This window comes from Photobacterium sp. AWH4_225 (assembly GCF_056158405.1).
This window is the reverse complement of record NZ_JBSWTF010000001.1, coordinates 1,988,439-2,011,191: the sequence shown is the minus strand read 5'-3', so window position 1 is coordinate 2,011,191 and position 22,753 is coordinate 1,988,439. Positions and strand designations below refer to the sequence as shown.

Here is a 22,753-nt window from a genome sequence, read left to right as displayed (position 1 = left end):
TGAACGGCGAATCATTGAAGGTATAAGCATAATATTGAATTATAATGATTTATTGTCTGTCGCCATTATAACCGATTACGTCTTACATCCAATCTAATTTGCCCCTTTCACTGTGAACCTGCTACAGCTTTCCGGTCGTTGAATATAGTAAAGGGCTGATTAGCACATATCAGCCCTTTAAAGGATTCGATTTTAGAACTTTTAGTCTGCAGTATTGTAGTGATATTCAAACACTGAGCTGCTTGAATCATTCACTCGGGCATCTCCAATGTGGCCAGCAGGCATTGATGCATCACCTGAAGTGGTTAACTGAGCCTCCATCACACTCATTGCTGGTGTGTTTGTCTGCTTAATTAAGTGTGCAGTAGGCGCAGTACGCTCACCTGCAGTCGAAAGATGGTAATCCAGAACATCAGTTGCCATTGCTTGTGAAGACAGAAACAAAGCGCTGATGATAACGAAAGCTGATTTTTTCATAACCTACCTCTGTGTGTATTATCAGTACCCTCTGTCCATGAGAGTGTTGAACAATTCTTTGTGAGGTTTGAACTCCCTCACTTGATGTACACATTGTAGGGTTACGACTGCCTTAAACCCATGGCAGAAATGGATTAGTGAAATACCATAAACGCATCTCTGAATGATAGCTTAATGCTTAAAATGGATTTCTTTTGCTTCTCTTATTGTACGCTTTACTTATTTGTCACCCGAAGCTGTTTGATTTCTTGCTCCAGCCAGCGGTACTTATCTGTATTCCAGTGCTTTTGGTTATACGCCATCACAACATCCATAACGTCACGTCGTTCGGGTCGGCCTGTCTCGTCCATTTCAACAAACTGAAAGGTCTGCTGATCAACTATTTTGTATAACTCTCTTGGAGCAATAAACAACATGTCTTCAGTTTTTAGCGCTTGTAGGATTGGGTGAGCATGTTGGCTTCTAAATGCGGGCTTTTCTCGCAGTTTGGCATATCTTTTCACGAGTTCCATTTGTTGATTGAAGCCAGGTACAACCATACCTGCCCAGCGATAGTTATCTAACTCCTCGATCGGGATAGGCTGATTTTCTTGTACAAAGCCACGGCGGCAAATAAAACCAATTTGACTCTTGGCGATATTTTTTTGATATACATCTTTAGGGGTGACTAAGGGCTGGTAAGTAATGGCGAGATCACAGCGGCCATCTTGTAATTGGGCAATAGTACTGGAGCCAAAACTATAAAGTTCCAGCTCGACATTTGGGCAAGCGCGGTTAAACAAACGATAGAATTCAGTGCCATAACTCTCTATCAAAAAACCATTGAGAGCGATTCGAAAGCGGCCTTCCATTTGGGATGGTTCAAACTGTCTGCTTTCTAATGCTTTTTCGAGCTGAGTATAAATACCGGGTAATACCGAAGCCAACTCTTCAGCTCTCGGGGTCAACTTCAGGCCTCGATTATGGCGGACAAATAATTGATCATCCAACGCTTCACGTAACCGTCCAAGTGCCCTGCTCACCGCAGGTTGACTGGTCTCCAGTCTATCTGCTGCACGGTGGGTATTTTTTTCTTCCAACAAGACGAGGAGAACCTTGAGCAGATTAAGATCGAGGTGATGAAGGTTCATGAAGTTCCCTGTAGTAACAAATGCGCTTAAAGATTATCTGGTGACTTAAAGGGAATATTAATCGGATTGTAGAATTAACTCTAGAAATTCTAAAACTTCCCACATAAGTCACAATTCGATGGTTTCATATTTTTTGGCTTTATATGGCAAGACGAACAAGCTTGAGAAAACTCAATTAAGCTCTGCCGGTAACCATAACGCTTCTCTCTATCGGTTATCTTATAAACGTGATCACCGGAAAATTGACCATGATAGTCATTTCTAATTGCGGATAAAACGCTGCTTGAAATGGAGTCATTACTGTCTATGAGAACAGTTAGTCTGCCATAAATTGAAGTACTTGATGACAAAGCTTGAATAGCATACTCGTTCTGGTCATCCCACTTGGCTAACAAGGACCATAGGGAAAGAATTATTTGAGCGAGTAATACAATGGAGGTGAGAATGACAATTGATGCAATAATGATGAAGCGTTGACTGTTGTTGAAAACAATAAGCATAACAAGGGCCGGAGACACTATACCGCACAGTGTGATTAGATAGCGAAGGCGGTGTAATTGGGCTTTTCTTCTTTCGAAGATCTTTATTGCTGCGTAAGTGTAAAACCGCATCTCCAATAAATGAACTGGCATCCCTACCTCACAATATAGTCATTCCATTTGGCGATAAGCATATTATAGCTCTCGGTTGAGTATTTATGACGATTCTAGGGTTAGAGTAAAGAAGTCGTAAAGAAAAGAGATTCAAACAGGTAGGAACAGCGTGAGGATATCGATAATGGCATTAAAAAAGGGAGAATATCAATATCCTCCCTTTCGTTTAAGATTAGATGTTAGTCACATCAATAAACATAGATTCATCAATGTTGGTTGATGAGACAACCGCTTCACTGAATTCGTACTCTTCACGTTCGCCTTCGCGATCTAGTGGCAAGTTAACGAAGTCAAACAGGTTACGGTCTGCTAGCTGACTTGGGCTAACATTTTGAATTGATTTAAAAATGCTTTCAACGCGACCTGGCGTCTTCTTATCCCAGTCAATCAACATCGCTTTGATCGCCTGGCGCTGCAAGTTCTCTTGCGAGCCACATAGGTTACAAGGAATGATTGGGAATTCCTTGTGCTCTGCGTATTTGATCAGATCTTTTTCGCGGCAGTACGTCAACGGGCGGATAACCACGTTACGGCCGTCGTCTGAACGTAGCTTTGGTGGCATCGCTTTAAGACGAGAGCCATGGAACATGTTCAAGAACATGGTCTCAACGATGTCGTCCAGGTGGTGGCCCAGAGCAAGTTTGGTTGCGCCAATCTTCTCTGCGAATGAATACAAAGTACCACGGCGCAGACGTGAGCAAAGGCCACAGGTCGTCTTACCTTCTGGGATCTTCTCTTTAACGACCGAGTAGGTATCCTTATCCACGATGTAGTAAGGAATATTCAGCGTTTCAAAGTAATCCGGTAGGATGTGATCTGGGAAGCCTGGCTGCTTCTGATCCAAGTTAACGGCAACAACGTCAAACTTGATAGGTGCGGCTTTTTGAAGATTCAACAGGATATCCAGCATCGCAAATGAATCCTTGCCACCACTTATACATGCCATCACAACATCATTTTCTTCGATCATGTTGTAGTCAATAATGGCATTACCAACATTTCTTCGAAGGCGCTTCTGAAGCTTGTTGAATTCAAGTGTTTCTTTTCTAGTATCTGTTTGATTCATTGCGATTACTCACACTGCCGACAGTATCGACGGTTGATTTCCTGATTGGATTTTCGTAAGGCGAGGATTATACGGATTTTTGAGGCCAGTTGAAATATTTGTCTTTGCCAAAAGCGCGGTACGGTATACATACTCACATTGGTCGTCACTCATGGCCAAAGTAGTGCTTTGTAACTAAAGTGATTTGTCTGGATGGCAAAAGAAAGCCGCATCGAATGATGCGGCTTTAGCAGTAATATCTTCAGTTACTTAAACAAGCCAATGAAGAACAGCTTGATGTAATCAATCAAACGACTGAATAGTCCACCCTCTTCGACTGATTCCAAGGCAACCAACGGCACTTCGGCAACGTCCTCACCATCAACTTGGTAGAAAATCTTACCAACAATTTCCCCTTCATTGATTGGCGCTGTCAGCTCTGAAGTCAACTCGACGGTTGCATTCATCTTGCTCACATCACCCCGTGACAAGGTCACGTAAGTATCTTCCATTGTGCCCAAAGAAATAGTGTCGGTATTACCCATCCACACTTTTTCATTGATAAGCTCATCACCCTGCTTGTGAGGTGAGACGGTTTGGAAGAAACGGAAACCGTAGTTCAATAATTGCTTACTCTCAGCCTCACGCGCTTTAGGGCTGCTTGAACCCATTACGACAGAGATCAAGCGCATGTCGCCTTCAGTCGCTGAACTAGCCAAGCTGTAGCCGGCACCACTGGTGTAGCCAGTTTTCATACCGTCTACATTCAGGCTGCGGTCGCCTAGTAGGCCATTACGGTTACGTTGGGTGATGTTGTTGTAAGTAAACGAACGCTCGCTGTAGATGGAGTAAATGTTCGGAAGATCTTTAATCAGTGCTCGACCAAGCAGTGCAATATCGTATGGCGTTGAGTACAGCTGATCACTATCTAAACCATGTGGGTTAGAGAATGAGCTGTTGTTCATGTTTAGCTTCTTGGCCCACGAGTTCATCAGGCTAACAAACGCCCCTTCTGAACCAGCTACATGCTCAGCAATTGCCACACTGGCATCATTGCCCGATTGAACAATCAAGCCACGGTACAAATCCATCATGTTCACTTCAGTATTTACCTCAATAAACATCTTTGATGAATCCGGGAAATTCCTAGCCCACGCATTGCGGCTGATCACCACTAGATCGTCTTCGCTGATGTTGCCGCTTTTCATTTCCTGGCCAGCAACATAGCTTGTCATTAGTTTCGTTAGACTTGCTGGGTTAAGTTGCTCATGGGCATTTTTTTCAACAAGAATCTGACCAGTATGGTAATCCATCAATACATAACCGTTTGCACCCAGAACTGGTGCATCGGGAATGACTGTAGGTGCAGCAAAGGCAGAGGCCGAAAGACAGATTGTACCTGCAGCTAAGGTGCGAAAAGAGTGTTTCAGTTGTATATTCATTATTCTCGCCGTCGATGGTGTTATTGGGAGCAGTATATCTAACCTAAGAACGAAATCTTGTAAGCTTTACGAAGTCTTACGTTATTGTAAAATCCGTTACAACTGGCATTTAAGTTAGTGTATTTTTTAACCCAAGATATAAAATTTCAAGCAACATTTCCTGCTTTACTTCGCGTATTTCAATGCTGATCGATTCAATTCATACCAGTAATCAAGTATCAAGGCATAGCGCATGCGTTAAAATGCCGTTAGGATAAAGTAAAGTAACATTTTCTCAGGCAGAGATAAGTCTACATAAAGGAATGACAATGACTTTCTATGAAAAACTAGTACACCATAATAAGAAGATTTCTCGGCTTGAACACCTTGAAGCCATTTGTGGCTGGGATCAGGCTTCAATGATGCCTGAAGGGGGGAACTCTGCCCGCTCTGAAGCATTGGCAGAGCTTGCGGTAATTAAGCATGAGCTCTCTACAGCACCACAACTTTCTGAGTGGTTTGAACAAGCTGAAGGGGAACAACTGGATGTGGAAGAAGCAACCAGCCTTCATGAAATGAAGCGTAGTTGGCAGCAGGCAAACGTATTGCCAGGCGAGCTGGTAGAAAAGAAATCTTTAGCGTGCTCCAAATGTGAACACGCTTGGCGGACTCAGCGTGAAAAGAATGACTGGCAGGGCTTTAGCCAAAATCTCAAAGAGGTTGTCGAACTGGCTAGGCAGGAAGCACAGATCCGTGCAGAGGCAACAGGGTTAAGCCGTTATGATGCCCTACTCGATTTGTATGAACCGGGCATGACGACCAGTGAGCTCGATGCGCTATTCAGTGATGTAAAAGCCTGGCTACCCGAGCTGATCCAACAAATCATGGAACGCCAAAGCCAGGATGTTACCATTCAGCCTGTAGGCCCTTTCCCCGTAGAGCAGCAACAAGGCTTAAGCCGTGCCTTGATGATCAAACTGGGTTTTGACTTTAACCACGGTCGACTTGATAAAAGTGTCCACCCTTTCTGTGGCGGCGTGCCGACTGACGTTCGAATTACGACAAGATATGATGAAGCCGACTTTACTTCTGCTCTGATGGGCGTGATTCATGAAACAGGCCATGCACGTTATGAGCAAGGTTTGCCAGAAAAATGGGCTGGATTACCGGTCGGTAAGGCTCGTTCGATGGGGATCCACGAATCACAAAGCCTGTTCTTTGAAATGCAGCTATCACGCAGCGAGTTGTTTATCGATATTCTCGCTCCGCTTGCCGCTGAGACATTCCAGCGCAGTGATGACCCTGCCTTATCTTCGGAGAACCTGACTCTGCTCAATACGCGAGTTAAGCCTGGCTACATCCGTGTTGATGCCGACGAAGCCACCTATCCTGCCCACGTGATTTTACGGTATGAAATTGAGCGTGATCTGGTTGAAGGTAAGATCGAAGTCGAAGATATCCCTGAACTATGGGATAAGAAAATGTCCCAATACTTAGGTCTTTCAACCAAAGGTAATTTCTCTGATGGTTGTATGCAGGACATTCACTGGACTTTCGGTGCCTTTGGTTACTTCCCATCTTACACCCTAGGGGCGATGTACGCAGCGCAGTTCATGGCGGCGATCAATAAAGAAATGAATGTTGATAACCTTGTTCGTGAGCGCAATTTACAGCCGATCTTCAACTGGCTAGATCGCCATGTTTGGAAACGTGCTTCAACGGCCTCAACTGATCAGCTGCTGATTGATTCGACGGGTGAAAGGCTTAATGCCAAGTATTTCAAGCAGCATCTTGAGCACCGCTATTTGAAATAAATAAGGTTTGAATTAAAGCATTAGTAATGCATAAGAAAGCCGCTAGATATTAGCGGCTTTTTTCAAGAAGGTGGTTTGTGCATTTTTACATTCTTCGAAATTCAAGCTTTTAGTTTGTTCTCATAGACAGCTTTAAAATTCACTCTGGCGTTCATACCCCAACGAAATTGTTGACGTTTATACTTTCTTTCTCTCATAACAACCTGTCATCAAGTTTACCAACATAAGCTCAACGCCACGCTTTAAGGTTGCATGAGTTGAGTTTAGTCCACATAACTCCCAACCAAAACGCTCAGAAGCCTTCTCCACAGTTATGAACGCTTTCTTGTATTTTTTGCTCAGCATTTCGACTGCCAAATCAATATCGAATGTAGTTTTCTCTATTGGGATTGGGTTTGTTAGGTCAATCTTCATGTACCAATGCCCTTCTTCGGCCTGGGTAAGATCTGTTAGACGGAAAATTGAATCTTCGTTTACACCATGAATGTGCCATTCATCATCTGATGACTTATCTCCATTTGTGATAAGTACTCCAACACAATTAATACCGGACTTAATCATGCTTATATGAGCCTTGCGTTCAGACCAATTTGGATTGATGCTGCCACGCTTGGTTAACGCTGGCTTATCATTAAACACGTAGACCCGACCATTTGAAATCTCTTCCATCCACACATTAAGTGACACTACGTTATTAGGAAGCACAGCTCCCCAAGCCATAGGGTTCTTCAGGCGTTGTCCTAGGTAGTCACGATATAGTTCGTTGATTCCCATGCTGATTACTCCAATGAGAAATAGGCTAGCAACAAACTTTGCAATATACAGTATGACGTACCAAAAGTATATCTAAAGAGGAGCACTAGGCTACTTATAATTGATTTCAGACCACATTACACTTCAATTGGAGCGTTAACTGGCTAGGAGTAGAGTCATCGTAAGCATAAAAAAGCCGCTAGATAGTAGCGGCTTTCTTCAAAAAGGTGATTTGTGCTCTTGTGGTGGTGAGCTTTGATAATGCGTATTTCAACTTAGCCTCAAGCCTTTCATGCTCTAATGTCGCGTGTTTGATGCCTTGCAATCCATCCATTGATTTCGCTTTTCTGTAATGCGATGTGCATTGTGCGAGTTTACACTCTGCGACCTTCAAGCTAACTCTAAGCTCTTCCGCTTGTAACTTCCATTCATGTGCTTCTAGCTTAAGAAGCTGTAAAGTGCCGTTAATACCGCTCGATGATGCTTCTGACATACTGCTCATAATGTACATAACGTTTCCTCATCGCTAGTTGATGGCGCTAGATTACCAGTACAAAAAAACACCACTTACCATTTTGCGCCAGTCCGCTTTTTCATGATCCGGCTTATACTGATTACACCCGGAGCGTTAGGAGGCTGACAATGAAATACACGGCAGGTGATCTTGATTACAAAGGTGAAGAGTCTGGGGTTCATAACTGGATCACCAAACAAGGCAAGAGTTTTTACTGGCACCCAGATTGGCTACATATTGCTGAAGACCAAACCGGCCTCCACGCCAAGCAGCAGCTTGAAATCACCAATAATGAAAAGGGAACCAAAGATCACGCGGTGCTCGCTATCTTGAAGCATCTCAATGACTGGATGGTGGATGAAATTGATAAGCACCCGGAAGTGAAGAACCAACCGAAGTTGTAGGCCAAGTAGCTAAAGTGCACTTGGATATAATCCCAAAACAGGCACTGGGCGGGTTCCAGTGCCTTAGACTCTTAGACTAGGTTAAGCTCGAGAACAGAGTTAACAGAGTCTCCATTCCACTTATAGGTGAAGTGTCGACTTTGGCATACTTTATTTACTAATACTGGCTTGTACAGCACATAGCAATCGTGACCTTGATGCCGTACCGATTGGTAAACAATACCGTCCCCTTTTGCGACTTTGATATCGCTGGCCAGTGCCTGAGAGTGTGCATAATTGGTCGGGTGATACAGCGTAGAATCTAACAGATGCTGTTCACGCAAATCCACTAACTCAGCATTGAACCAAGCATCAATACAGCGCATCTGGATATCCTGAGCTGGTTCATTGGTATATCCCATCACCCGCTCCATATGATGGACGGTCTCTTTGATCGCGGTGTTTACTTCAGGTGAAGCATAATAGCCTCCGAAGTCAGACGTATTGAAACGCGCTCCCTCCGGGTTTACATGAGTAAATGCCGCCATGACATAGCTACAGTGAGGGATCCCGACGAGTCTTTCTTCAGATGGTATACGACCAAAATCCCCAGTCTCCTCCGCCAATCTTGGATTAGTAATTGCTTCAATCGCAAAAATTGCTTCTAGCTGCTCAGGCTCGGCAACATCCTCATAGAGATTAATCGGTGGGTATTTTGAAGGGATCAACCGGTAACAAAGCTGGTCAGAAAAGGACGCCTTCTTCATATCATTAAAATTAATGTCCATTTATGAATGCCCGCCACGCCATGCATTCAACCTTGTCGCGACGTGGTAGAGGTCAACAACTTTTCCCTGACACATGATTTCCATTGCTGTACGCCCAGCAAAAAAAGGATGACTATTGGGCTTTTGCACCCAGTTATACACACTCTCTTCCGCCGTGAACATGATCCGCAGGCACTTGTGGATATTGAGGATATAACTCATTCTTTCCAATAAATCTTTCGATACTTTGGCTGATTCCGGATGAGTACGGTACTTATTCAGCGTCGAACGGCTACTCAGTCCAAGCAGTACCATTTGCTGGTTTTGGCTGCAAGACCATTTATCAAGAATGTTGAAAACAACGGGCAAGACGGCATTACCTGCCTGGGCGAGTTGCTGGGATTGATTGGCTTGGGCTGCATTCATGATCACCGCTCCATTTGTCTATATATGGACAAATTTAGCATATATCTACATATACAACCACATTGGTGATATTTATTTCCTCTGAAAATGGATAAAAAAATACCCAGCATTGCTGGGTATTTCGAAGATACAATTTGAAAAGTGCTTACAGTGGCTTATGCCTGAGTACTCTTTGCAGTATTCTCGGCAATTTTCACAATAACCTTAACTGCCTGCTCCATTCCTTCAATTGTGATGAATTCATGAATGCCGTGGAAGTTGTAGCCGCCTGTGAAAATGTTCGGGCATGGCAGTCCCATGAATGACAAGCGGGCACCGTCCGTACCACCACGGATAGGCTTAATCAAAGGCTGTACATCACATTCAATCATCGCTTGTTTAGCAAACTCGATAATGTGCGGATGAGGCTCAACCATTTCACGCATGTTGTTGTAGCAATCAGTTAAAACAAGCTCAACACGACCTTTCTTCAGCTGGCTGTTCAGTTCGTCAACTTTGGTTTGCATGAATGCCTTACGGCGCTCTAGGCCTTCACGGTCGAAATCACGGATAATGTAACCAAGCTCAGTACGGGCAACCGCTGGCTCCATTGATTTCAAATGGTAGAAACCTTCGTAGCCTTCTGTGCACTCTGGCGTTTCTTCTGCTGGCATCATCAACTGGAACTGCGCTGCGATGTTCATCGCATTAACCATTTTATCCTTAGCTGTGCCAGGGTGAACATTGATACCGTGGCAGATGACATCAGCTGACGTGGCATTGAAGTTTTCGTACTCCAGTTCACCGACAGGGCCACCATCGATGGTGTATGCCCACTTAGCGCCAAACTTCTCGACGTCAAATAGGTTAGCACCACGGCCAATTTCTTCGTCCGGGGTAAAGCCGATACAGATATCACCGTGTGGGATTTCAGGGTTCGCTTTAAGGTGAGCAACTGCCGTAATGATTTCAGCAATGCCCGCTTTATTATCCGCACCTAGCAAAGTGGTGCCATCAGTGGTGATCAGATTATGACCATGCAGCTTGTTCAGATCTGGATATTGAATTGGCGACAGCACTTCATCACCAATACCAAGGGCGATATCTCCACCTTGATAGTTCTCAACGATCTGAGGTTTTACATCTTTACCTGAAGCATCAGGTGCAGTATCCATATGGGCAATAAAACCAATCGCCGGTACTTCATGGCTGACATTTGAAGGTAAACGAGCTGTCAGGTAGCCGTTTTCATCCAGGGTGACATCTGAAAGGCCGAGTTCAACCAACTCATCCTTCAACTGCTGAGCTAATACACGCTGCCCTTCGGTACTTGGGCACTGGGCATTGGCTGGGTTAGATTGAGTTTCAAAGCTCACGTATCGTAGAAAACGCTCAATTAAGTTATCCATGTCCCACTCATTTTGATCAAATTAATTACTATGCTGAGCAAGTATCCCGATAGGAGCAGTTAAATGAATTGCGATGAATCAGTTTTTTGTGCATTAAATGAATAATGCACAGAGCGCTGACCAATTTTTCCTGCGCAAATCACACTAAAACCAGCATTTTTGATTGATTAGTCAACAGTGATTGCACTTGTGTGCTGCGAAATTCTGCTTCCGTAGTTTAAATTGTGTTGGTAATTTATACGTATGTTTCGTTTACGCCTGATCATTACTTCGGTGAAGCCGAAGTTAAAGTGTGTGGAAATGTAAAAGGTTGATCATCCACTATAGAACACACATCTTATTTAGCTGCCATTCAGTATGTGTGACATCGGTAGAAAATATTTTTTCAAATAGTGCATAAGATGAATTTAAACCAAGGAGGTCTTATGCTGACAAATCTATTTCTACCGCATGAACCCATTGAAAAAACTTTGGATGTTCAAATACCTGTTATCAACGATAATATTCCAGCCAAACTAAAATTGAGGTATAGGAAAGGAAAATTAAAAGCAAATTTACACTTCTGCAATAAAGATGGAAATGAAAAGCTAGACTTGTTCTATCCGCGTATTGCTTCAGAGTTCAAGCGCCAAGCACAGCTTAACTTTACCCAATGTTGTCACTCTCGCTACTTACCCAACTTTCTATTAACTTCTCAAGTGTCGAAATGGTGCAATGACAACGCCAAGTTGTATATATCTTACGAAACACCGAACGGCATCAAAGTGACAGAACATCAAAAAGGAGGTATCAGAATCAAAGCCAGAAATAGTGATTTAAATGTCTAACTTTCCTTCTGTTTATAATATACAAAGCCCGGATTATTATCCGGGCTTTCATTTTTGCTTAGACAGTATTAGATCAGGCTTGGGGGATCCAAGGCGTTACTTTTACCGCTGGTTGCGAAAAGCTCACTGTTTCACCAACAGCAAGTGAGGAGAGTTCGATAATTTTGGTGTCGCCATTATCAAAATGAACAACAACACCTTCGACATCCGGCATAAACCAACCGGAGAACATTCCGCCCAGATCAGACAATATCTGGTTCATCTGAGGCACAAGTTTAGCCACTTCTGATTGTTCGAGGGATGTACCGTATTCATGCTTCGCAATGACCTGCATAGACACATCGCAGGTAATGCCATCATCAATAACAAAAGTGACATCAGGGTTAGCCTGGCGTAAGTTGCTGTCGATAGGTACCGTCAGCTCATTGTTATCAGGGATGACTAACTCTTCGAAATGTTTGTCCTTGCGCATTGACCCTTTGTAGATCTGACAAACGCTACCATCTTGCTGGTTAAGAAGAAACAAGGCAATTTTGACATCATCGTGCCCTTCTTTCACATTCTGCTTGAGCTTGCCGTAAAGTGTGCTGTAACGCATTTCTATGTTCTGTGCTGCTGCATCCTGAGCATAGAGTGATGTGCTGGCAAATAAGCCAGCCAAAAGCCAATGGGTCAACTTCATCCTTTATCCTTGGCGCCAATATTGATTGTTATGCCTGATCATGGCCTGTATCTCATCGACATAAGCCTGACCACGTTCTGAGTAACGGCTTAGCCCTTCGGCCAACTTCGTACCTTCAATTATCTCACCTGACATCCGCTGAGCAGCTCGTATGTCACGCAAATCTTGGTAAGCACGATTGGTATTTACATTCATGAAGTACGCTTGTACCGACAAATAAGGTGAGGCAAAAACAGCGACTTCATGATTAGCGCCGTCATTTCGGGCGTTCGGGACTAATCCGCAGCCCTTACGATAACACCATTGACCAAAATAGTTGTTTCCTTCCACTGCAAAGCGTGATGTTCCCCACCCTGATTCATTGGCGGCCTGGCTTAACACAAGCGATTCAGGAATCATATCTACTCGGTTCAACATTTCGGACAGCCATTCGCCTGTCACACCCTGCTCATGAAGTGACACCTTGTATGTCTCTGCCAGCTTTTCTACGTAATTACGTTGATCGCTGGATAGAGGCTCTCTGGCGGAGACTGTAGGTTTAATGGATTCTAAGAACTGACGTTCTTTATCAACCCGCTGGTTCTCATGTTCAACCGCCGGGCGGAGGAAATCAAAGAAAGCAGCTTTCTTTTGGTTAACGTCAGTAATTTGGGAGAAATCGGGTTTGCTTCCTTGTGATGAGGCCGCTGGGGCCTCATCGTTGGCGCTTTGGGAGGGCATTTCGCCACATGCTGTCAATCCACTGACCAATGCAATAATGGCGACTTTACTGGTTGTTATATTTTTTATCACGCGTCAAAAACCTTTGGATCCCCCTGCTGGTTTTGGTCGTTATCGTCTTGGCCTTTCTGCACGGTAGTGACATGAAGTGAAACACCGAACAGATTACGGTAGATAATGGCTTTCACATTGAAGAAGAATGGGATCGTCCAGATCAAACCAATGCCAGCAGTGGCAAATGAAATAATAAACATTGTTAGGATGACAATAAAAATTGCAGTCATCGGCAATAGTTTACGCAAAGTCGCGATAAGTGAAAACTGAATTGCTTTTAATGGCGACAAACGTTTTTCGCAAACCAGCATAATAGCCAAGCTAAAGCCCATAGAAAGCAGCATGCCAAGAATTGGGAAAATCGCATTGGCAATACCCTGCAGCGAAGCACTCAGCAGAATGGTAATAATAGATGCCAATGCAAAAGGGAAACCTTTGACCAAATAGCTCGGCTTACTCGGCAAGCCTACGGCATGATTCAACGCCATCAAACTCACACCTGCCAATAGCGGTGCACTTAATACATCTGACCAAAAGTTTGCCATATAGCCTGCTTCAATAACTGAGGCAGAAATCTCTCCGCCGGTCATGATGGCATCAAAGAAAACCGCAGCGCTTCCTAGTTGGACTTGAAGGCCAAGCAGAAGTAACGCAACTTGGGCGAGAAACAAACCAATAACCGCTGGCAAGAAAGTCAGAAAATTCTTGGCTGTAATCTTCCAGGCCTCTTGAAGCACAGACAGAGACTGGAGTTCACTCTCACCTTTCAATGCTCTTTCAATTGAACCGCCAACTTGGAATGTTTTGTTATTCATTTGTATTTCACTAACTATTACACACTTGGCCCGTGATTGTACGCTAGTTAGGCACGATAGAGAAACTTTGGGCCAAAAAGCTGCTTTTGCATTCAGTGGGCTATTATTGCTGGCAAATTAGCCTGTGCTGCTGAATACACTATGATTAATAGGTTATGCCAGAGCAACCTTTGGGTTTACTTATTGATTTATAGGCTTAATTTACCAGGTTGTTAACCGGGCACTTAGACTGTCATAAAACAAAGATACGCTTGTATGAAAATAGTCTAAGAAATTGAAAAAAAACGCTTTGAATTACACGTTTAGGGGACTATTATGCGCCCCCTAAAATCAACCTAATAGTTGGGGGGATTATCTATGAAACCCCTAGGTGGAGATCTCGTAGAATTGAACGCTGCAGAAACAACTAAAGCACCAGTGATTCAGCTAAAAGGGCTGAGCAAAAGCTTCGACGGAAAGCAAATTATCGCTGGTCTCGATCTGAATGTGAACGATGGTGAATTCTTAACCATCCTTGGCCCTTCTGGCTGTGGTAAAACAACGGTACTTCGACTTATCGCCGGCTTTGAAAATGCCGATGCGGGTCAGATTGTTATTGCTGGCAAAGACGTGACAGGTATTCCGGCTGAACAGCGCAATGTGAATACTGTATTCCAGAGTTACGCGCTTTTCCCGCACATGACAGTATTTGAAAATGTTGCCTTCGGCCTGCGTATGCAGAAAGTCGCTGAAAGTGAGATTGAACCACGTGTAATGGAAGCGCTTCGCATGGTGCAACTCGAAAAGTTTGCCCCGCGTAAGCCTCATCAGCTTTCTGGTGGTCAGCAACAACGTGTTGCTATTGCACGTGCTGTGGTCAACAAGCCGAAAGTATTGTTGTTAGATGAATCTTTGTCTGCGTTGGACTACAAACTTCGCAAACAGATGCAGATCGAGCTTAAACAGCTGCAGCGTAAACTGGGCATTACCTTCATTTTCGTTACCCACGATCAGGAAGAAGCCCTATCAATGTCAGACCGTATCATTGTTATGCGTTCTGGTAATGTTGAGCAAGATGGTTCTCCACGTGAAATCTATGAAGAACCTGAAAACCTATTTGTTGCTCGGTTCATCGGTGAAATCAATGTATTTGATGCCGTTGTAAAAGAACGACTAGATGAAACCCGCGTATTGGCGAATGTTGAAGGTCGTCCTTCAATGATTCACTGCAAACTACCGGTTAGCGCGGGTGACAAGGTTAAGGTATTGCTGCGACCTGAAGATATTCGCCTTGAAGAAATCAACAATGGTGATGAAGCACAAGGCATCATTGGCTATATCCGTGAGCGTACCTACAAGGGTATGACGCTAGACTCTGTTGTTGAGCTAGAGACGGGCACGTCTGTCATGGTAAGTGAATTCTTCAACGAAGATGATCCTGATGTAGACCACTCTCTGGATCAAAAAGTTGCGGTTACTTGGGTTGAAAGCTGGGAAGTGGTGCTGGCAGATGAACAAGAAGCTTAATCTTCAAAACATCATCATAACCATCATTGTTGGTTGGCTATTGCTGTTTGTCTTTATGCCAAACCTGATGATCATCGGTACCAGTTTTCTGACCCGAGATGATGCGAACCTGATTGAAATGACCTTTACATTGGACAACTACATCCGGTTGTTCGATCCGCTTTATGCCAAGGTCATGATGCATTCGTTTTATATGGCGCTGGTGGCCACCCTGCTTTGCTTGGTGATTGGCTACCCGTTTGCCTATGCGATTGCAAAGATGCCAGAGAAATGGCGTCCATTCATGCTGTTTTTGGTGATTGTGCCGTTTTGGACTAACTCACTGATCCGTACTTACGGCTTGAAGATCATGCTAGGTACGCGCGGTATTCTAAACAATACCCTGCTCTACCTAGATATTATCGACAAACCGATTCGTATTATGTACACCGAATACGCGGTCATGGTTGGTCTGGTATACATTCTTCTGCCGTTTATGGTGCTACCGCTTTATTCGGCGATTGAGAAGCTTGACCATAACTATATTGAAGCGGCACGTGATTTGGGTGCGAACAAATTCCAGACGTTCGTAAAAGTGATTTTCCCATTGACCATGCCTGGCATCATTGCTGGCTGTTTGTTGGTTCTGTTACCTGCTCTGGGTATGTTCTATGTCTCCGACTTGCTTGGCGGTGCGAAGAACCTGCTTATCGGTAACGTAATTAAGAGCCAGGTATTGAACGCCCGTGATTGGCCGTTTGGTGCCGCAACCAGTATTGCTTTGACTATCGCGATGGCAGTCATGCTGTACGCCTACTACCGGGCAGGCAAACTGCTTAACCGAAAAGTGGAGCTTGAATAATGGGACGCGCATTTAAAATCAGTTTTATGACTGTGGTGTATGCCTTCCTATATACACCAATCATTATCTTGATTGTAAACTCATTCAATGCCAGCAAGTTCGGCATGAAATGGGGCGGTTTTACCACCAAGTGGTATCACCAGTTGGTTAACAATGACAGTTTAATGCAGGCAGCATGGCACTCTCTGAATATTGCCGTGTTCTCTGCAACTGCAGCAGCGATTATTGGTAGCTTGACGGCCGTTGCCCTCTTCCGCTACCAGTTCCGTGGTAAGCACTTTGTCAACGGCATGCTATTCGTTGTAATGATGTCTCCGGACATTGTGATGGCAATTTCGCTATTGGCGCTGTTTATCTTGGTGGGTGCGGAGCTTGGCTTCCTTACCTTGCTGCTTTCGCACATTACATTCTGCCTACCATTTGTCGTGGTAACGGTTTATAGCCGTTTGAAAGGTTTCGATGTGAAGATGCTGGAAGCTGCACGTGACTTGGGTGCTAGCGAGTGGGTGATCCTGAAACAGATTATCCTACCGCTTGCCAAGCCTGCTGTAGCCGCTGGATGGTTATTGAGCTTCACCCTGTCTCTGGATGACGTGATTGTCAGCTCATTCGTGACAGGCCCGAGTTATGAAATTCTGCCTTTGAAGATTTACTCCATGGTTAAAGTGGGTATTTCACCAGAAGTGAATGCATTGGCTACAATTATGCTGATTGTATCTTTGATTCTGGTTGTCAGCTCTCAGCTACTCGCTCGAGAGAAGATCAAATAAGGCTAGCAACACCGCTTTAAATTTGGCTTTAGCCAAAGAACGAGCAAGTGGCCTTCGGGCCACTTGTTTTGTATTAACACCCTAAAAGGGTTTTGGAGATGATAATCTAATGAAAAAATGGTCCGCTTTTCTAGCCGGTACTGCATGCGCTGCAGCAATGTTCACTAACGTTGCCAATGCGGCAGACAAGGAATTAGTCTTTATGAACTGGGGCCCGTACATTTCTACGGAGCTGCGTGAACAGTTCACTAAAGAAACTGGTATTAAAGTGATTTATTCGACTTACGAGTCGAACGAGACTATGTACGCTAAGTTAAAAGCCCACCCTCAAGGTTACGACCTGGTTGTGCCGTCAACTTACTTCGTTGCTAAAATGCGCGATGAAGGCATGTTACAGAAAATCGATAAATCAAAGCTAACTAACTTCAAAGAGCTTGATAAGAATTATCTGGATAAGCCTTTTGACCCAAACAACGACTACTCGATCCCACACGTTATCGCAATGACAGGCTTGGCAGTCAACACTGACATGTACGATCCTGCCGATTTCGATAGTTGGGCGGACCTTTGGAATCCTGAGCTTGAAGGCCAACTGATGCTTATGGATGACACGCGAGAAGTGTTCCACATTGCTCTGCGTAAATTAGGTTACTCTGGTAACACCACCGATCCTAAACAGATCGATGAAGCTCACGAAGAACTGAAGAAACTGATGCCAAACGTTTTGGTATTCAATTCTGATAACCCAGCAGCACCTTACCTAGCCGGTGAAGTGGGCTTGGGTATGCTTTGGAATGGCTCAGCGGCTGCCGCTCAAAAAGAAGGCCTGCCGATTGAACTGATTTGGCCGAAAGAAGGCGGTATTTTCTGGGTTGATAGCCTAGCCATAGCCAAGAATGCCCAAAACGTTGAAGCAGCACACAAGATGATCGACTTCTTGTTACGCCCTGACGTGGCAGCCAAAATTTCTGAAGAAACGGGTTATTTGACTGCGGTTGAAGCATCGAACGCGAAATACAAAGACAACCCTACTCTATTCCCACCGCAAGAAGACCTTGACCGCGGTGAGTGGCAGGACGCGGTTGGCGAAATGAACATCCGATATGAAAATTACTTCCTGGAACTGAAAGCAGGCCAGTAATAATCGACTATTTTGAAGGCAGCCAATTGGCTGCCTTTTTTATACCGAAAATATACCAATTTTGACTATTAATAGTTCAGACAGTTATTAGTCGTTGATATTCCATATCATAGTCATTCCATTCCCTGTTATAATATGCTCTTAAAAGCGCTGTATTATCAGTGCTTTTTACAGAACCTTACTACCCTTGTGACAAGGGTAAACATCCGACGTTCGGCTTATGGGCTGAGCATAACGACACTTTGCAGGAGAAGCGGTTAGTACTTCACCGTGATGATTTTCATCCATAATTAGTACATTCGCTAGAGAACACTCTCAAAATCCCATTTAGTTTGGAGCATATAACAATGAAAAAATGGTCTTCTTTAATGGCCGGTGGTGTTTGCGCAATGGCTATGTTTTCGAACATGGCAACAGCCGCAGACAAAGAGCTTTATTTCTACAACTGGTCTGAATATATCCCTTCAGAAGTTCTGGAACAGTTCACGAAAGAAACTGGCATTAAAGTGATTTATTCGACCTACGAGTCGAATGAAACCATGTACGCGAAGCTGAAAACTCACGGTGACGGCTACGATCTAGTGGTTCCTTCAACCTACTATGTATCGAAAATGCGTGAAGAAAATATGCTGCAAAAAATCGACAAGTCAAAGCTAAGCCACTTTGATGAAATCGATCCGAACTTCCTGCACAAGCCATTCGATCCTGAGAACGACTACTCTATCCCTTACATCTGGGGGGCAACCGGTATCGGTGTTAACACTGATATGATGGATAAAGACGAAGTTGCTAGCTGGGCTGACCTATGGGACCCGAAATGGGAAGGTCAGCTAATGATGATGGACGACGCGCGTGAATTTTTTCACATCGCACTGCGTAAACTTGGCTACTCTGCGAACACCAAAAATCCTGAAGAGATTAAGGCCGCGTACGAAGAGCTTAAGAAGCTAATGCCTAACGTACTGGTATTCAACTCTGACTACCCTGCCAACCCTTACATGGCTGGCGAAACATCTCTAGGGATGTTGTGGAATGGCTCGGCTTACATGGCTCGTCAAGAAGGCGCGCCAATTGACATCGTATGGCCAAAAGAAGGTGCTATCTTCTGGATGGATAGCATCTCTATCCCAGCTAACGCGAAGAATATAGACGCTGCGCACCAGATGATCGACTTCCTACTTCGCCCTGAGAATGCAGCGAAAATCGCTCTAGAAATCGGTTACCCAACACCAGTTGCAACAGCGAAAGATAAACTTCCTGCTGACTTTGTTAACGATCCAAGCATCTACCCACCACAAGAAGTGATGGATGCCGGTGAATGGCAAGACAGCGTAAATGGTGCAAACACCCTTTACGAAGAGTACTACCAGAAGCTGAAAGCAGGTCAGTAATCTCTCTCCTCCGTATAAAAAACTCGGGCTCCAGCCCGAGTTTTTTATATCCTGCTAACTCTTTTCATTCCACGTCATCCAACAACCCATTTAAAGCAATATTTAGCCACTTCACCGCAGGCCCGACAGCTTTTCCTTTGGGAGTCACGCATTCAACCGGAGCTTGCCATTCTTTGTGATCGAAGGTTACGGGCAGTATTTTCATTTTACCCATTGATGCCCTCTGTTTGGCTTCATGGCTTGGCAGGTAGGTCCAACCCAAACCTTTCTCAACATATTGAATCAGTACATGGTGATCGTTCGTCCACCAATGCAGGGAAGATATCGGCGGCATGTAAGACATGGACTTTCCACTTTCGCCTCTTACCATTAACTGGCGATAAGGGATCAAATCTGCCGGCGTGACGCTGTCATGTTTTGATAAAGGATGTTCTGGGCAGGCAACGGGCACAAAGCGAATACTCCCAATGTATCGAACATCCAGTTCTTTGAAGTGAACCATGTCAGTCAACATGACCCCGAGATCCCCTTTTCCGCTAAGCAAGAGATTAGGAATATCAGTACTGCTGGCCAGCATAGTACTTAGGGTTGTCGATGGAAAGCGTTGGCTAAACTCATCAGCAATTTCTCCGAGTTTATCAATCAATAAGTTATCGTCAATTAAGATGGTGACTTCCGTTTCTTGGCTATCACTCAATGCATTTGCCGCGCTCTGTAACTCAAAGCTTTGCTGCAAAGTGGCTTCTGCAAACCTGAGCAAATGCCGCCCTTGTTCTGTCAGTGTTGGCTTTCTCGTAGAACGATCAAACAGTTCGACATTTAAATCAATTTCTAAGTTTGCAATACCCTGGCTAACTGCTGATTGGACTTTTCCCAGCTGTCTGGCACAAGCAGAAAAAGACCCTAACTTAGCCGCTATAACAAACATCTGGAGCTGGTCAAGATTGTACATACTATCAGTAATAGTGATGATAACTAACTAGATTAAATCACAGATAAAGATACATTACACGCACAAAACAACTTGCATTAGCTTAGGAAAAAATGATGACTATTAAAGAACGTATCTTACACACAGTGTTGTTTGAAGTGTTTGCCCTTGTGATTTTGATGGGAGCCGCAACGATTTTCACCAAGCATAACCCAGCCGTTGTCGGTGGACTAAGTATCGTGATGTCATTGATCGCGATGACCTGGAACTACATCTACAATGTGATATTTGATAAGTTTGCCGGAGAGGATCGCTTAAGCCGTACAGTTAAAACACGAATCCTGCATGGCCTCGGTTTCGAAGGTGGGCTAATTTTTGTCACGATTCCGGTATTGATGTGGGTACTGCAGCTGGACTTTTGGACTGTGCTAGTCCTTGATTTGGGCATTGTGATTTTCTTTTTGATCTACGCAATCATCTATAACTGGTCTTATGATCACGTTAAAGCGAAGTTTTTCACAAAGCCAACGCCAATCGAAGCTCACGTTTCTGAATGCTAAAGTAGAATGCCCGCAATGAGCGGGCATTTTCAAAAGAATCAATGCCTGTAAGGTTTAACCAAGTATTTCTTCAACAAAGTTAGGGACTAGCATTGATGCTGGCCCATAACGCTTTTCAGCAAATTCGCTTTCGACTTCACTCGGCTCTAGGTTCAACTCAATCGTATGAGCCCCGTGCATCGCCGCCTCGTGGACGAAACCCGCTGCCGGATACACAGCACCCGATGTACCGATAGAAATAAACAGGTCTGCCTCTAAGAGAGCATCATGGATTCTGTCCATACCAATTGGCATTTCTCCAAACCAAACTACGTTAGGGCGCATCGGAGCAGGCATCTGGCAGCAATGGCAATGATCATCTAGTGATATATCCCCACTCCACTCTACTGACTGGCCTGTTTCACTACATTGGGCTTTGAGCAGCTCGCCATGCATATGAATAACATTTTTGCTGCCTGCAGCTTCATGCAGGTTGTCGATGTTCTGAGTAACAATGGTGACCTTGCCATCAAGCTCTTGTTCAAGCCTAGCCAATGCTTTGTGTGCATCGTTAGGGAAAACTGTGCCGCTTTCTAGCTGCTGGCGACGCAAATTATAGAAATTCTGCACGAGTGCCGGATCACGATAATACCCTTCAGGCGTTGCCACATCTTCTATGCGGTGGTTTTCCCACAACCCATCCTGGTCGCGGAAGGTACGGATGCCTGACTCTGCAGAGATGCCCGCGCCGGTTAGTACAACTATATTTCGATATGGGAAAAGCATGGCCGTGTCCTTTCTTTATTCTCTAGTTAACTTTATACCATTGTTTTCATGTGGTTATAAGTGAAACGTCTACGACATTAGTCTAATTATAAGTAACAAACAAAAAGTTATAGTGCGCTAGGGAGTTAAAATGGAATGGTCAAGTCCATAAAGAGCCTACATAACATGTACACAATTGAACTAACCGAAATGACCAGCTAGATACTGTGTGGTTAAAGGATGTTGTGGTTGTGAAAAGAACACTTCCGCCTTGTCGACTTCAACCAATTTACCTAGGTGGAAATAAGCTGCCCTATCAGAGATTCGTGAAGCTTGCTGCAAGGAGTGAGTGACAATAATGATACTGAAATTTTGCTTTAAGTCTTTAATTAATTGTTCAATTTTGTCTGTCGCTATAGGATCTAATGCCGAGCATGGCTCATCCATCAATATGACTTCCGGCTGAATAGAGATTGCCCTAGCAATACACAGGCGTTGTTGTTGACCTCCAGATAAACCCAAAGCAGGTTGATCGAGCCTGTCTTTTACCTCGTCCCACAACCCAGCCCTCTTAAGGCATTGTTCAACACAGTGATCTAACTCCGTACGGTTACTGATCAAACCATGAATTTTAGGGCCGAAGGCAATGTTGTCATAAATCGATTTAGGAAATGGGTTGGGCTTTTGGAAAACCATCCCTACCCTTGCCCTTAGCAGTTCAGGCTCCATCTGCATCACTTGCTGGTTATCCAAAGCAATGTCGCCTGAGACACGACAATTAACAATGGTGTCATTCATACGGTTAAGACAACGAAGAAACGTGGATTTACCGCAGCCTGAAGGGCCAATCATAGCCAAGACTTCCTGTTGACCTATATCCAGGTTAACGTCATATATGGCCTGCTCCCCGCCGTAAAACACATTCACATCTCGGGCTGTCATCTTTGCATGAGCGATCAAAGGTTGGCCTAATGTTTTACTGCCAATGTCATCACTATCT

The 22,753-nt window shown here is 44.3% G+C and carries 25 protein-coding genes; 9 read left to right on the top strand and 16 right to left on the bottom strand.

The window, feature by feature from the left end:
* Positions 1-201 precede the first annotated feature (201 nt).
* The 5 genes from ACXAD4_RS09570 to ACXAD4_RS09550 form a co-directional block, all read right to left on the bottom strand.
* A complete protein-coding gene (locus tag ACXAD4_RS09570) occupies positions 202-477 on the bottom strand; it encodes a hypothetical protein (RefSeq protein ID WP_475240947.1) in 276 nt (91 codons plus the stop codon).
* Between the two features lie 215 nt (positions 478-692).
* Positions 693-1,607, bottom strand: coding sequence for a LysR family transcriptional regulator (locus ACXAD4_RS09565; protein ID WP_475240944.1), 915 nt, complete (start codon positions 1,605-1,607; stop codon positions 693-695).
* Between the two features lie 89 nt (positions 1,608-1,696).
* Positions 1,697-2,218: a mobilome CxxCx(11)CxxC protein gene (locus tag ACXAD4_RS09560; RefSeq protein WP_475242746.1), complete on the bottom strand. Its 522-nt coding sequence runs from the start codon at positions 2,216-2,218 to the stop codon at positions 1,697-1,699.
* Between the two features lie 214 nt (positions 2,219-2,432).
* The gene (gene ttcA / locus ACXAD4_RS09555) at positions 2,433-3,326 is read right to left on the bottom strand and encodes a tRNA 2-thiocytidine(32) synthetase TtcA (protein WP_107298135.1); all 894 of its coding nucleotides are present in this window, start codon (positions 3,324-3,326) and stop codon (positions 2,433-2,435) included.
* A 245-nt stretch (positions 3,327-3,571) separates the two neighbouring features.
* Positions 3,572-4,747 (bottom strand): serine hydrolase, encoded by a 1,176-nt coding sequence (locus tag ACXAD4_RS09550; protein ID WP_475240941.1) that lies wholly within the window; start codon positions 4,745-4,747, stop codon positions 3,572-3,574.
* Positions 4,748-5,055: 308 nt separating this feature from the next.
* Between ACXAD4_RS09550 and ACXAD4_RS09545 the strand changes: the two genes are divergently transcribed.
* Positions 5,056-6,540 (top strand): carboxypeptidase M32, encoded by a 1,485-nt coding sequence (locus ACXAD4_RS09545; protein ID WP_475240939.1) that lies wholly within the window; start codon positions 5,056-5,058, stop codon positions 6,538-6,540.
* 177 nt (positions 6,541-6,717) lie between these two features.
* Here the strand turns inward: ACXAD4_RS09545 and ACXAD4_RS09540 are convergent, their stop codons facing one another.
* Positions 6,718-7,314 (bottom strand): hypothetical protein, encoded by a 597-nt coding sequence (locus ACXAD4_RS09540; RefSeq protein ID WP_475240936.1) that lies wholly within the window; start codon positions 7,312-7,314, stop codon positions 6,718-6,720.
* Between the two features lie 178 nt (positions 7,315-7,492).
* Positions 7,493-7,804: a hypothetical protein gene (locus tag ACXAD4_RS09535; protein ID WP_475240935.1), complete on the bottom strand. Its 312-nt coding sequence runs from the start codon at positions 7,802-7,804 to the stop codon at positions 7,493-7,495.
* Positions 7,805-7,935: 131 nt separating this feature from the next.
* Between ACXAD4_RS09535 and ACXAD4_RS09530 the strand changes: the two genes are divergently transcribed.
* Complete coding sequence (locus ACXAD4_RS09530; RefSeq protein ID WP_475240934.1) at positions 7,936-8,211, top strand: hypothetical protein; 276 nt, start codon at positions 7,936-7,938, stop codon at positions 8,209-8,211.
* Positions 8,212-8,282: 71 nt separating this feature from the next.
* Here ACXAD4_RS09530 and ACXAD4_RS09525 read toward each other — a convergent pair whose 3' ends face one another.
* From ACXAD4_RS09525 to pepT, 3 genes are all read right to left on the bottom strand, one after another.
* Positions 8,283-8,978 carry an RES family NAD+ phosphorylase gene (locus ACXAD4_RS09525; RefSeq protein WP_475240931.1) on the bottom strand — a complete coding sequence of 232 codons (696 nt, stop codon included), beginning with the start codon at positions 8,976-8,978 and terminating at the stop codon, positions 8,283-8,285.
* The gene (locus ACXAD4_RS09520; RefSeq protein WP_475240930.1) at positions 8,979-9,383 is read right to left on the bottom strand and encodes an MbcA/ParS/Xre antitoxin family protein; all 405 of its coding nucleotides are present in this window, start codon (positions 9,381-9,383) and stop codon (positions 8,979-8,981) included.
* A gap of 155 nt (positions 9,384-9,538) precedes the next feature.
* Complete coding sequence (pepT, locus tag ACXAD4_RS09515) at positions 9,539-10,771, bottom strand: peptidase T (protein WP_475240928.1); 1,233 nt, start codon at positions 10,769-10,771, stop codon at positions 9,539-9,541.
* Positions 10,772-11,196: 425 nt separating this feature from the next.
* Between pepT and ACXAD4_RS09510 the strand changes: the two genes are divergently transcribed.
* Positions 11,197-11,598, top strand: a complete 402-nt coding sequence (locus tag ACXAD4_RS09510; protein WP_475240925.1) for a hypothetical protein — start codon at positions 11,197-11,199, stop codon at positions 11,596-11,598.
* A gap of 73 nt (positions 11,599-11,671) precedes the next feature.
* Here ACXAD4_RS09510 and ACXAD4_RS09505 read toward each other — a convergent pair whose 3' ends face one another.
* The 3 genes from ACXAD4_RS09505 to ACXAD4_RS09495 form a co-directional block, all read right to left on the bottom strand.
* A complete protein-coding gene (locus ACXAD4_RS09505) occupies positions 11,672-12,280 on the bottom strand; it encodes a DUF2987 domain-containing protein (protein WP_475240923.1) in 609 nt (202 codons plus the stop codon).
* Between the two features lie 3 nt (positions 12,281-12,283).
* A complete protein-coding gene (locus tag ACXAD4_RS09500) occupies positions 12,284-13,000 on the bottom strand; it encodes a glucosaminidase domain-containing protein (RefSeq protein WP_475242745.1) in 717 nt (238 codons plus the stop codon).
* 68 nt (positions 13,001-13,068) lie between these two features.
* Positions 13,069-13,869 (bottom strand): DUF2189 domain-containing protein, encoded by an 801-nt coding sequence (locus ACXAD4_RS09495; RefSeq protein ID WP_475240922.1) that lies wholly within the window; start codon positions 13,867-13,869, stop codon positions 13,069-13,071.
* 387 nt (positions 13,870-14,256) lie between these two features.
* Here ACXAD4_RS09495 and potA point away from each other — a divergent pair, with 387 nt between their 5' ends.
* The 5 genes from potA to ACXAD4_RS09470 all read left to right on the top strand — a co-directional run bounded on the left by potA (position 14,257) and on the right by ACXAD4_RS09470 (position 19,518).
* Positions 14,257-15,375: a spermidine/putrescine ABC transporter ATP-binding protein PotA gene (potA, locus tag ACXAD4_RS09490; RefSeq protein WP_475242743.1), complete on the top strand. Its 1,119-nt coding sequence runs from the start codon at positions 14,257-14,259 to the stop codon at positions 15,373-15,375.
* The gene (gene potB, locus ACXAD4_RS09485; protein WP_475240919.1) at positions 15,359-16,216 is read left to right on the top strand and encodes a spermidine/putrescine ABC transporter permease PotB; all 858 of its coding nucleotides are present in this window, start codon (positions 15,359-15,361) and stop codon (positions 16,214-16,216) included. The genes potA and potB overlap by 17 nt, the downstream gene beginning before the upstream one ends.
* Positions 16,216-16,986: a spermidine/putrescine ABC transporter permease PotC gene (gene potC / locus ACXAD4_RS09480; RefSeq protein WP_475240916.1), complete on the top strand. Its 771-nt coding sequence runs from the start codon at positions 16,216-16,218 to the stop codon at positions 16,984-16,986. Before potB ends, potC begins: the two co-directional genes overlap by 1 nt.
* Positions 16,987-17,095: 109 nt before the next feature.
* A complete protein-coding gene (locus ACXAD4_RS09475; protein ID WP_475240915.1) occupies positions 17,096-18,127 on the top strand; it encodes an extracellular solute-binding protein in 1,032 nt (343 codons plus the stop codon).
* Positions 18,128-18,474: 347 nt separating this feature from the next.
* Positions 18,475-19,518: an extracellular solute-binding protein gene (locus tag ACXAD4_RS09470; RefSeq protein ID WP_475240912.1), complete on the top strand. Its 1,044-nt coding sequence runs from the start codon at positions 18,475-18,477 to the stop codon at positions 19,516-19,518.
* A 64-nt stretch (positions 19,519-19,582) separates the two neighbouring features.
* Here ACXAD4_RS09470 and ACXAD4_RS09465 read toward each other — a convergent pair whose 3' ends face one another.
* Positions 19,583-20,470 (bottom strand): LysR family transcriptional regulator, encoded by an 888-nt coding sequence (locus tag ACXAD4_RS09465; protein WP_475240910.1) that lies wholly within the window; start codon positions 20,468-20,470, stop codon positions 19,583-19,585.
* 95 nt (positions 20,471-20,565) lie between these two features.
* On the opposite strand from ACXAD4_RS09465, the gene ACXAD4_RS09460 reads away from it, so the two are divergent.
* The gene (locus ACXAD4_RS09460) at positions 20,566-21,009 is read left to right on the top strand and encodes a PACE efflux transporter (RefSeq protein ID WP_475240908.1); all 444 of its coding nucleotides are present in this window, start codon (positions 20,566-20,568) and stop codon (positions 21,007-21,009) included.
* A gap of 54 nt (positions 21,010-21,063) precedes the next feature.
* Here ACXAD4_RS09460 and cobB read toward each other — a convergent pair whose 3' ends face one another.
* On the bottom strand, positions 21,064-21,774 hold the full coding sequence (gene cobB / locus ACXAD4_RS09455; protein ID WP_475240907.1) for a Sir2 family NAD+-dependent deacetylase: 711 nt from the start codon (positions 21,772-21,774) through the stop codon (positions 21,064-21,066).
* Between the two features lie 180 nt (positions 21,775-21,954).
* Positions 21,955-22,695, bottom strand: coding sequence for a phosphate ABC transporter ATP-binding protein PstB (pstB, locus tag ACXAD4_RS09450; RefSeq protein WP_475242742.1), 741 nt, complete (start codon positions 22,693-22,695; stop codon positions 21,955-21,957).
* Positions 22,696-22,753: the final 58 nt, after the last annotated feature.

What these genes read in the sequence shown, in the direction of transcription:
- ACXAD4_RS09570 (WP_475240947.1), bottom strand. Translation starts at nt 477, where the DNA reads ATGAAAAAATCAGCTTTCGTTATCATCAGCGCTTTGTTTCTGTCTTCA.
- ACXAD4_RS09565 (WP_475240944.1), bottom strand. Translation starts at nt 1,607, where the DNA reads ATGAACCTTCATCACCTCGATCTTAATCTGCTCAAGGTTCTCCTCGTC.
- ACXAD4_RS09560 (WP_475242746.1), bottom strand. Translation starts at nt 2,218, where the DNA reads ATGCGGTTTTACACTTACGCAGCAATAAAGATCTTCGAAAGAAGAAAA.
- ttcA (WP_107298135.1), bottom strand. Translation starts at nt 3,326, where the DNA reads ATGAATCAAACAGATACTAGAAAAGAAACACTTGAATTCAACAAGCTT.
- ACXAD4_RS09550 (WP_475240941.1), bottom strand. Translation starts at nt 4,747, where the DNA reads ATGAATATACAACTGAAACACTCTTTTCGCACCTTAGCTGCAGGTACA.
- ACXAD4_RS09545 (WP_475240939.1), top strand. Translation starts at nt 5,056, where the DNA reads ATGACTTTCTATGAAAAACTAGTACACCATAATAAGAAGATTTCTCGG.
- ACXAD4_RS09540 (WP_475240936.1), bottom strand. Translation starts at nt 7,314, where the DNA reads ATGGGAATCAACGAACTATATCGTGACTACCTAGGACAACGCCTGAAG.
- ACXAD4_RS09535 (WP_475240935.1), bottom strand. Translation starts at nt 7,804, where the DNA reads ATGTACATTATGAGCAGTATGTCAGAAGCATCATCGAGCGGTATTAAC.
- ACXAD4_RS09530 (WP_475240934.1), top strand. Translation starts at nt 7,936, where the DNA reads ATGAAATACACGGCAGGTGATCTTGATTACAAAGGTGAAGAGTCTGGG.
- ACXAD4_RS09525 (WP_475240931.1), bottom strand. Translation starts at nt 8,978, where the DNA reads ATGGACATTAATTTTAATGATATGAAGAAGGCGTCCTTTTCTGACCAG.
- ACXAD4_RS09520 (WP_475240930.1), bottom strand. Translation starts at nt 9,383, where the DNA reads ATGAATGCAGCCCAAGCCAATCAATCCCAGCAACTCGCCCAGGCAGGT.
- pepT (WP_475240928.1), bottom strand. Translation starts at nt 10,771, where the DNA reads ATGGATAACTTAATTGAGCGTTTTCTACGATACGTGAGCTTTGAAACT.
- ACXAD4_RS09510 (WP_475240925.1), top strand. Translation starts at nt 11,197, where the DNA reads ATGCTGACAAATCTATTTCTACCGCATGAACCCATTGAAAAAACTTTG.
- ACXAD4_RS09505 (WP_475240923.1), bottom strand. Translation starts at nt 12,280, where the DNA reads ATGAAGTTGACCCATTGGCTTTTGGCTGGCTTATTTGCCAGCACATCA.
- ACXAD4_RS09500 (WP_475242745.1), bottom strand. Translation starts at nt 13,000, where the DNA reads ATGCCCTCCCAAAGCGCCAACGATGAGGCCCCAGCGGCCTCATCACAA.
- ACXAD4_RS09495 (WP_475240922.1), bottom strand. Translation starts at nt 13,869, where the DNA reads ATGAATAACAAAACATTCCAAGTTGGCGGTTCAATTGAAAGAGCATTG.
- potB (WP_475240919.1), top strand. Translation starts at nt 15,359, where the DNA reads ATGAACAAGAAGCTTAATCTTCAAAACATCATCATAACCATCATTGTT.
- potC (WP_475240916.1), top strand. Translation starts at nt 16,216, where the DNA reads ATGGGACGCGCATTTAAAATCAGTTTTATGACTGTGGTGTATGCCTTC.
- ACXAD4_RS09475 (WP_475240915.1), top strand. Translation starts at nt 17,096, where the DNA reads ATGAAAAAATGGTCCGCTTTTCTAGCCGGTACTGCATGCGCTGCAGCA.
- ACXAD4_RS09470 (WP_475240912.1), top strand. Translation starts at nt 18,475, where the DNA reads ATGAAAAAATGGTCTTCTTTAATGGCCGGTGGTGTTTGCGCAATGGCT.
- ACXAD4_RS09465 (WP_475240910.1), bottom strand. Translation starts at nt 20,470, where the DNA reads ATGTACAATCTTGACCAGCTCCAGATGTTTGTTATAGCGGCTAAGTTA.
- ACXAD4_RS09460 (WP_475240908.1), top strand. Translation starts at nt 20,566, where the DNA reads ATGACTATTAAAGAACGTATCTTACACACAGTGTTGTTTGAAGTGTTT.
- cobB (WP_475240907.1), bottom strand. Translation starts at nt 21,774, where the DNA reads ATGCTTTTCCCATATCGAAATATAGTTGTACTAACCGGCGCGGGCATC.
- pstB (WP_475242742.1), bottom strand. Translation starts at nt 22,695, where the DNA reads ATGACAGCCCGAGATGTGAATGTGTTTTACGGCGGGGAGCAGGCCATA.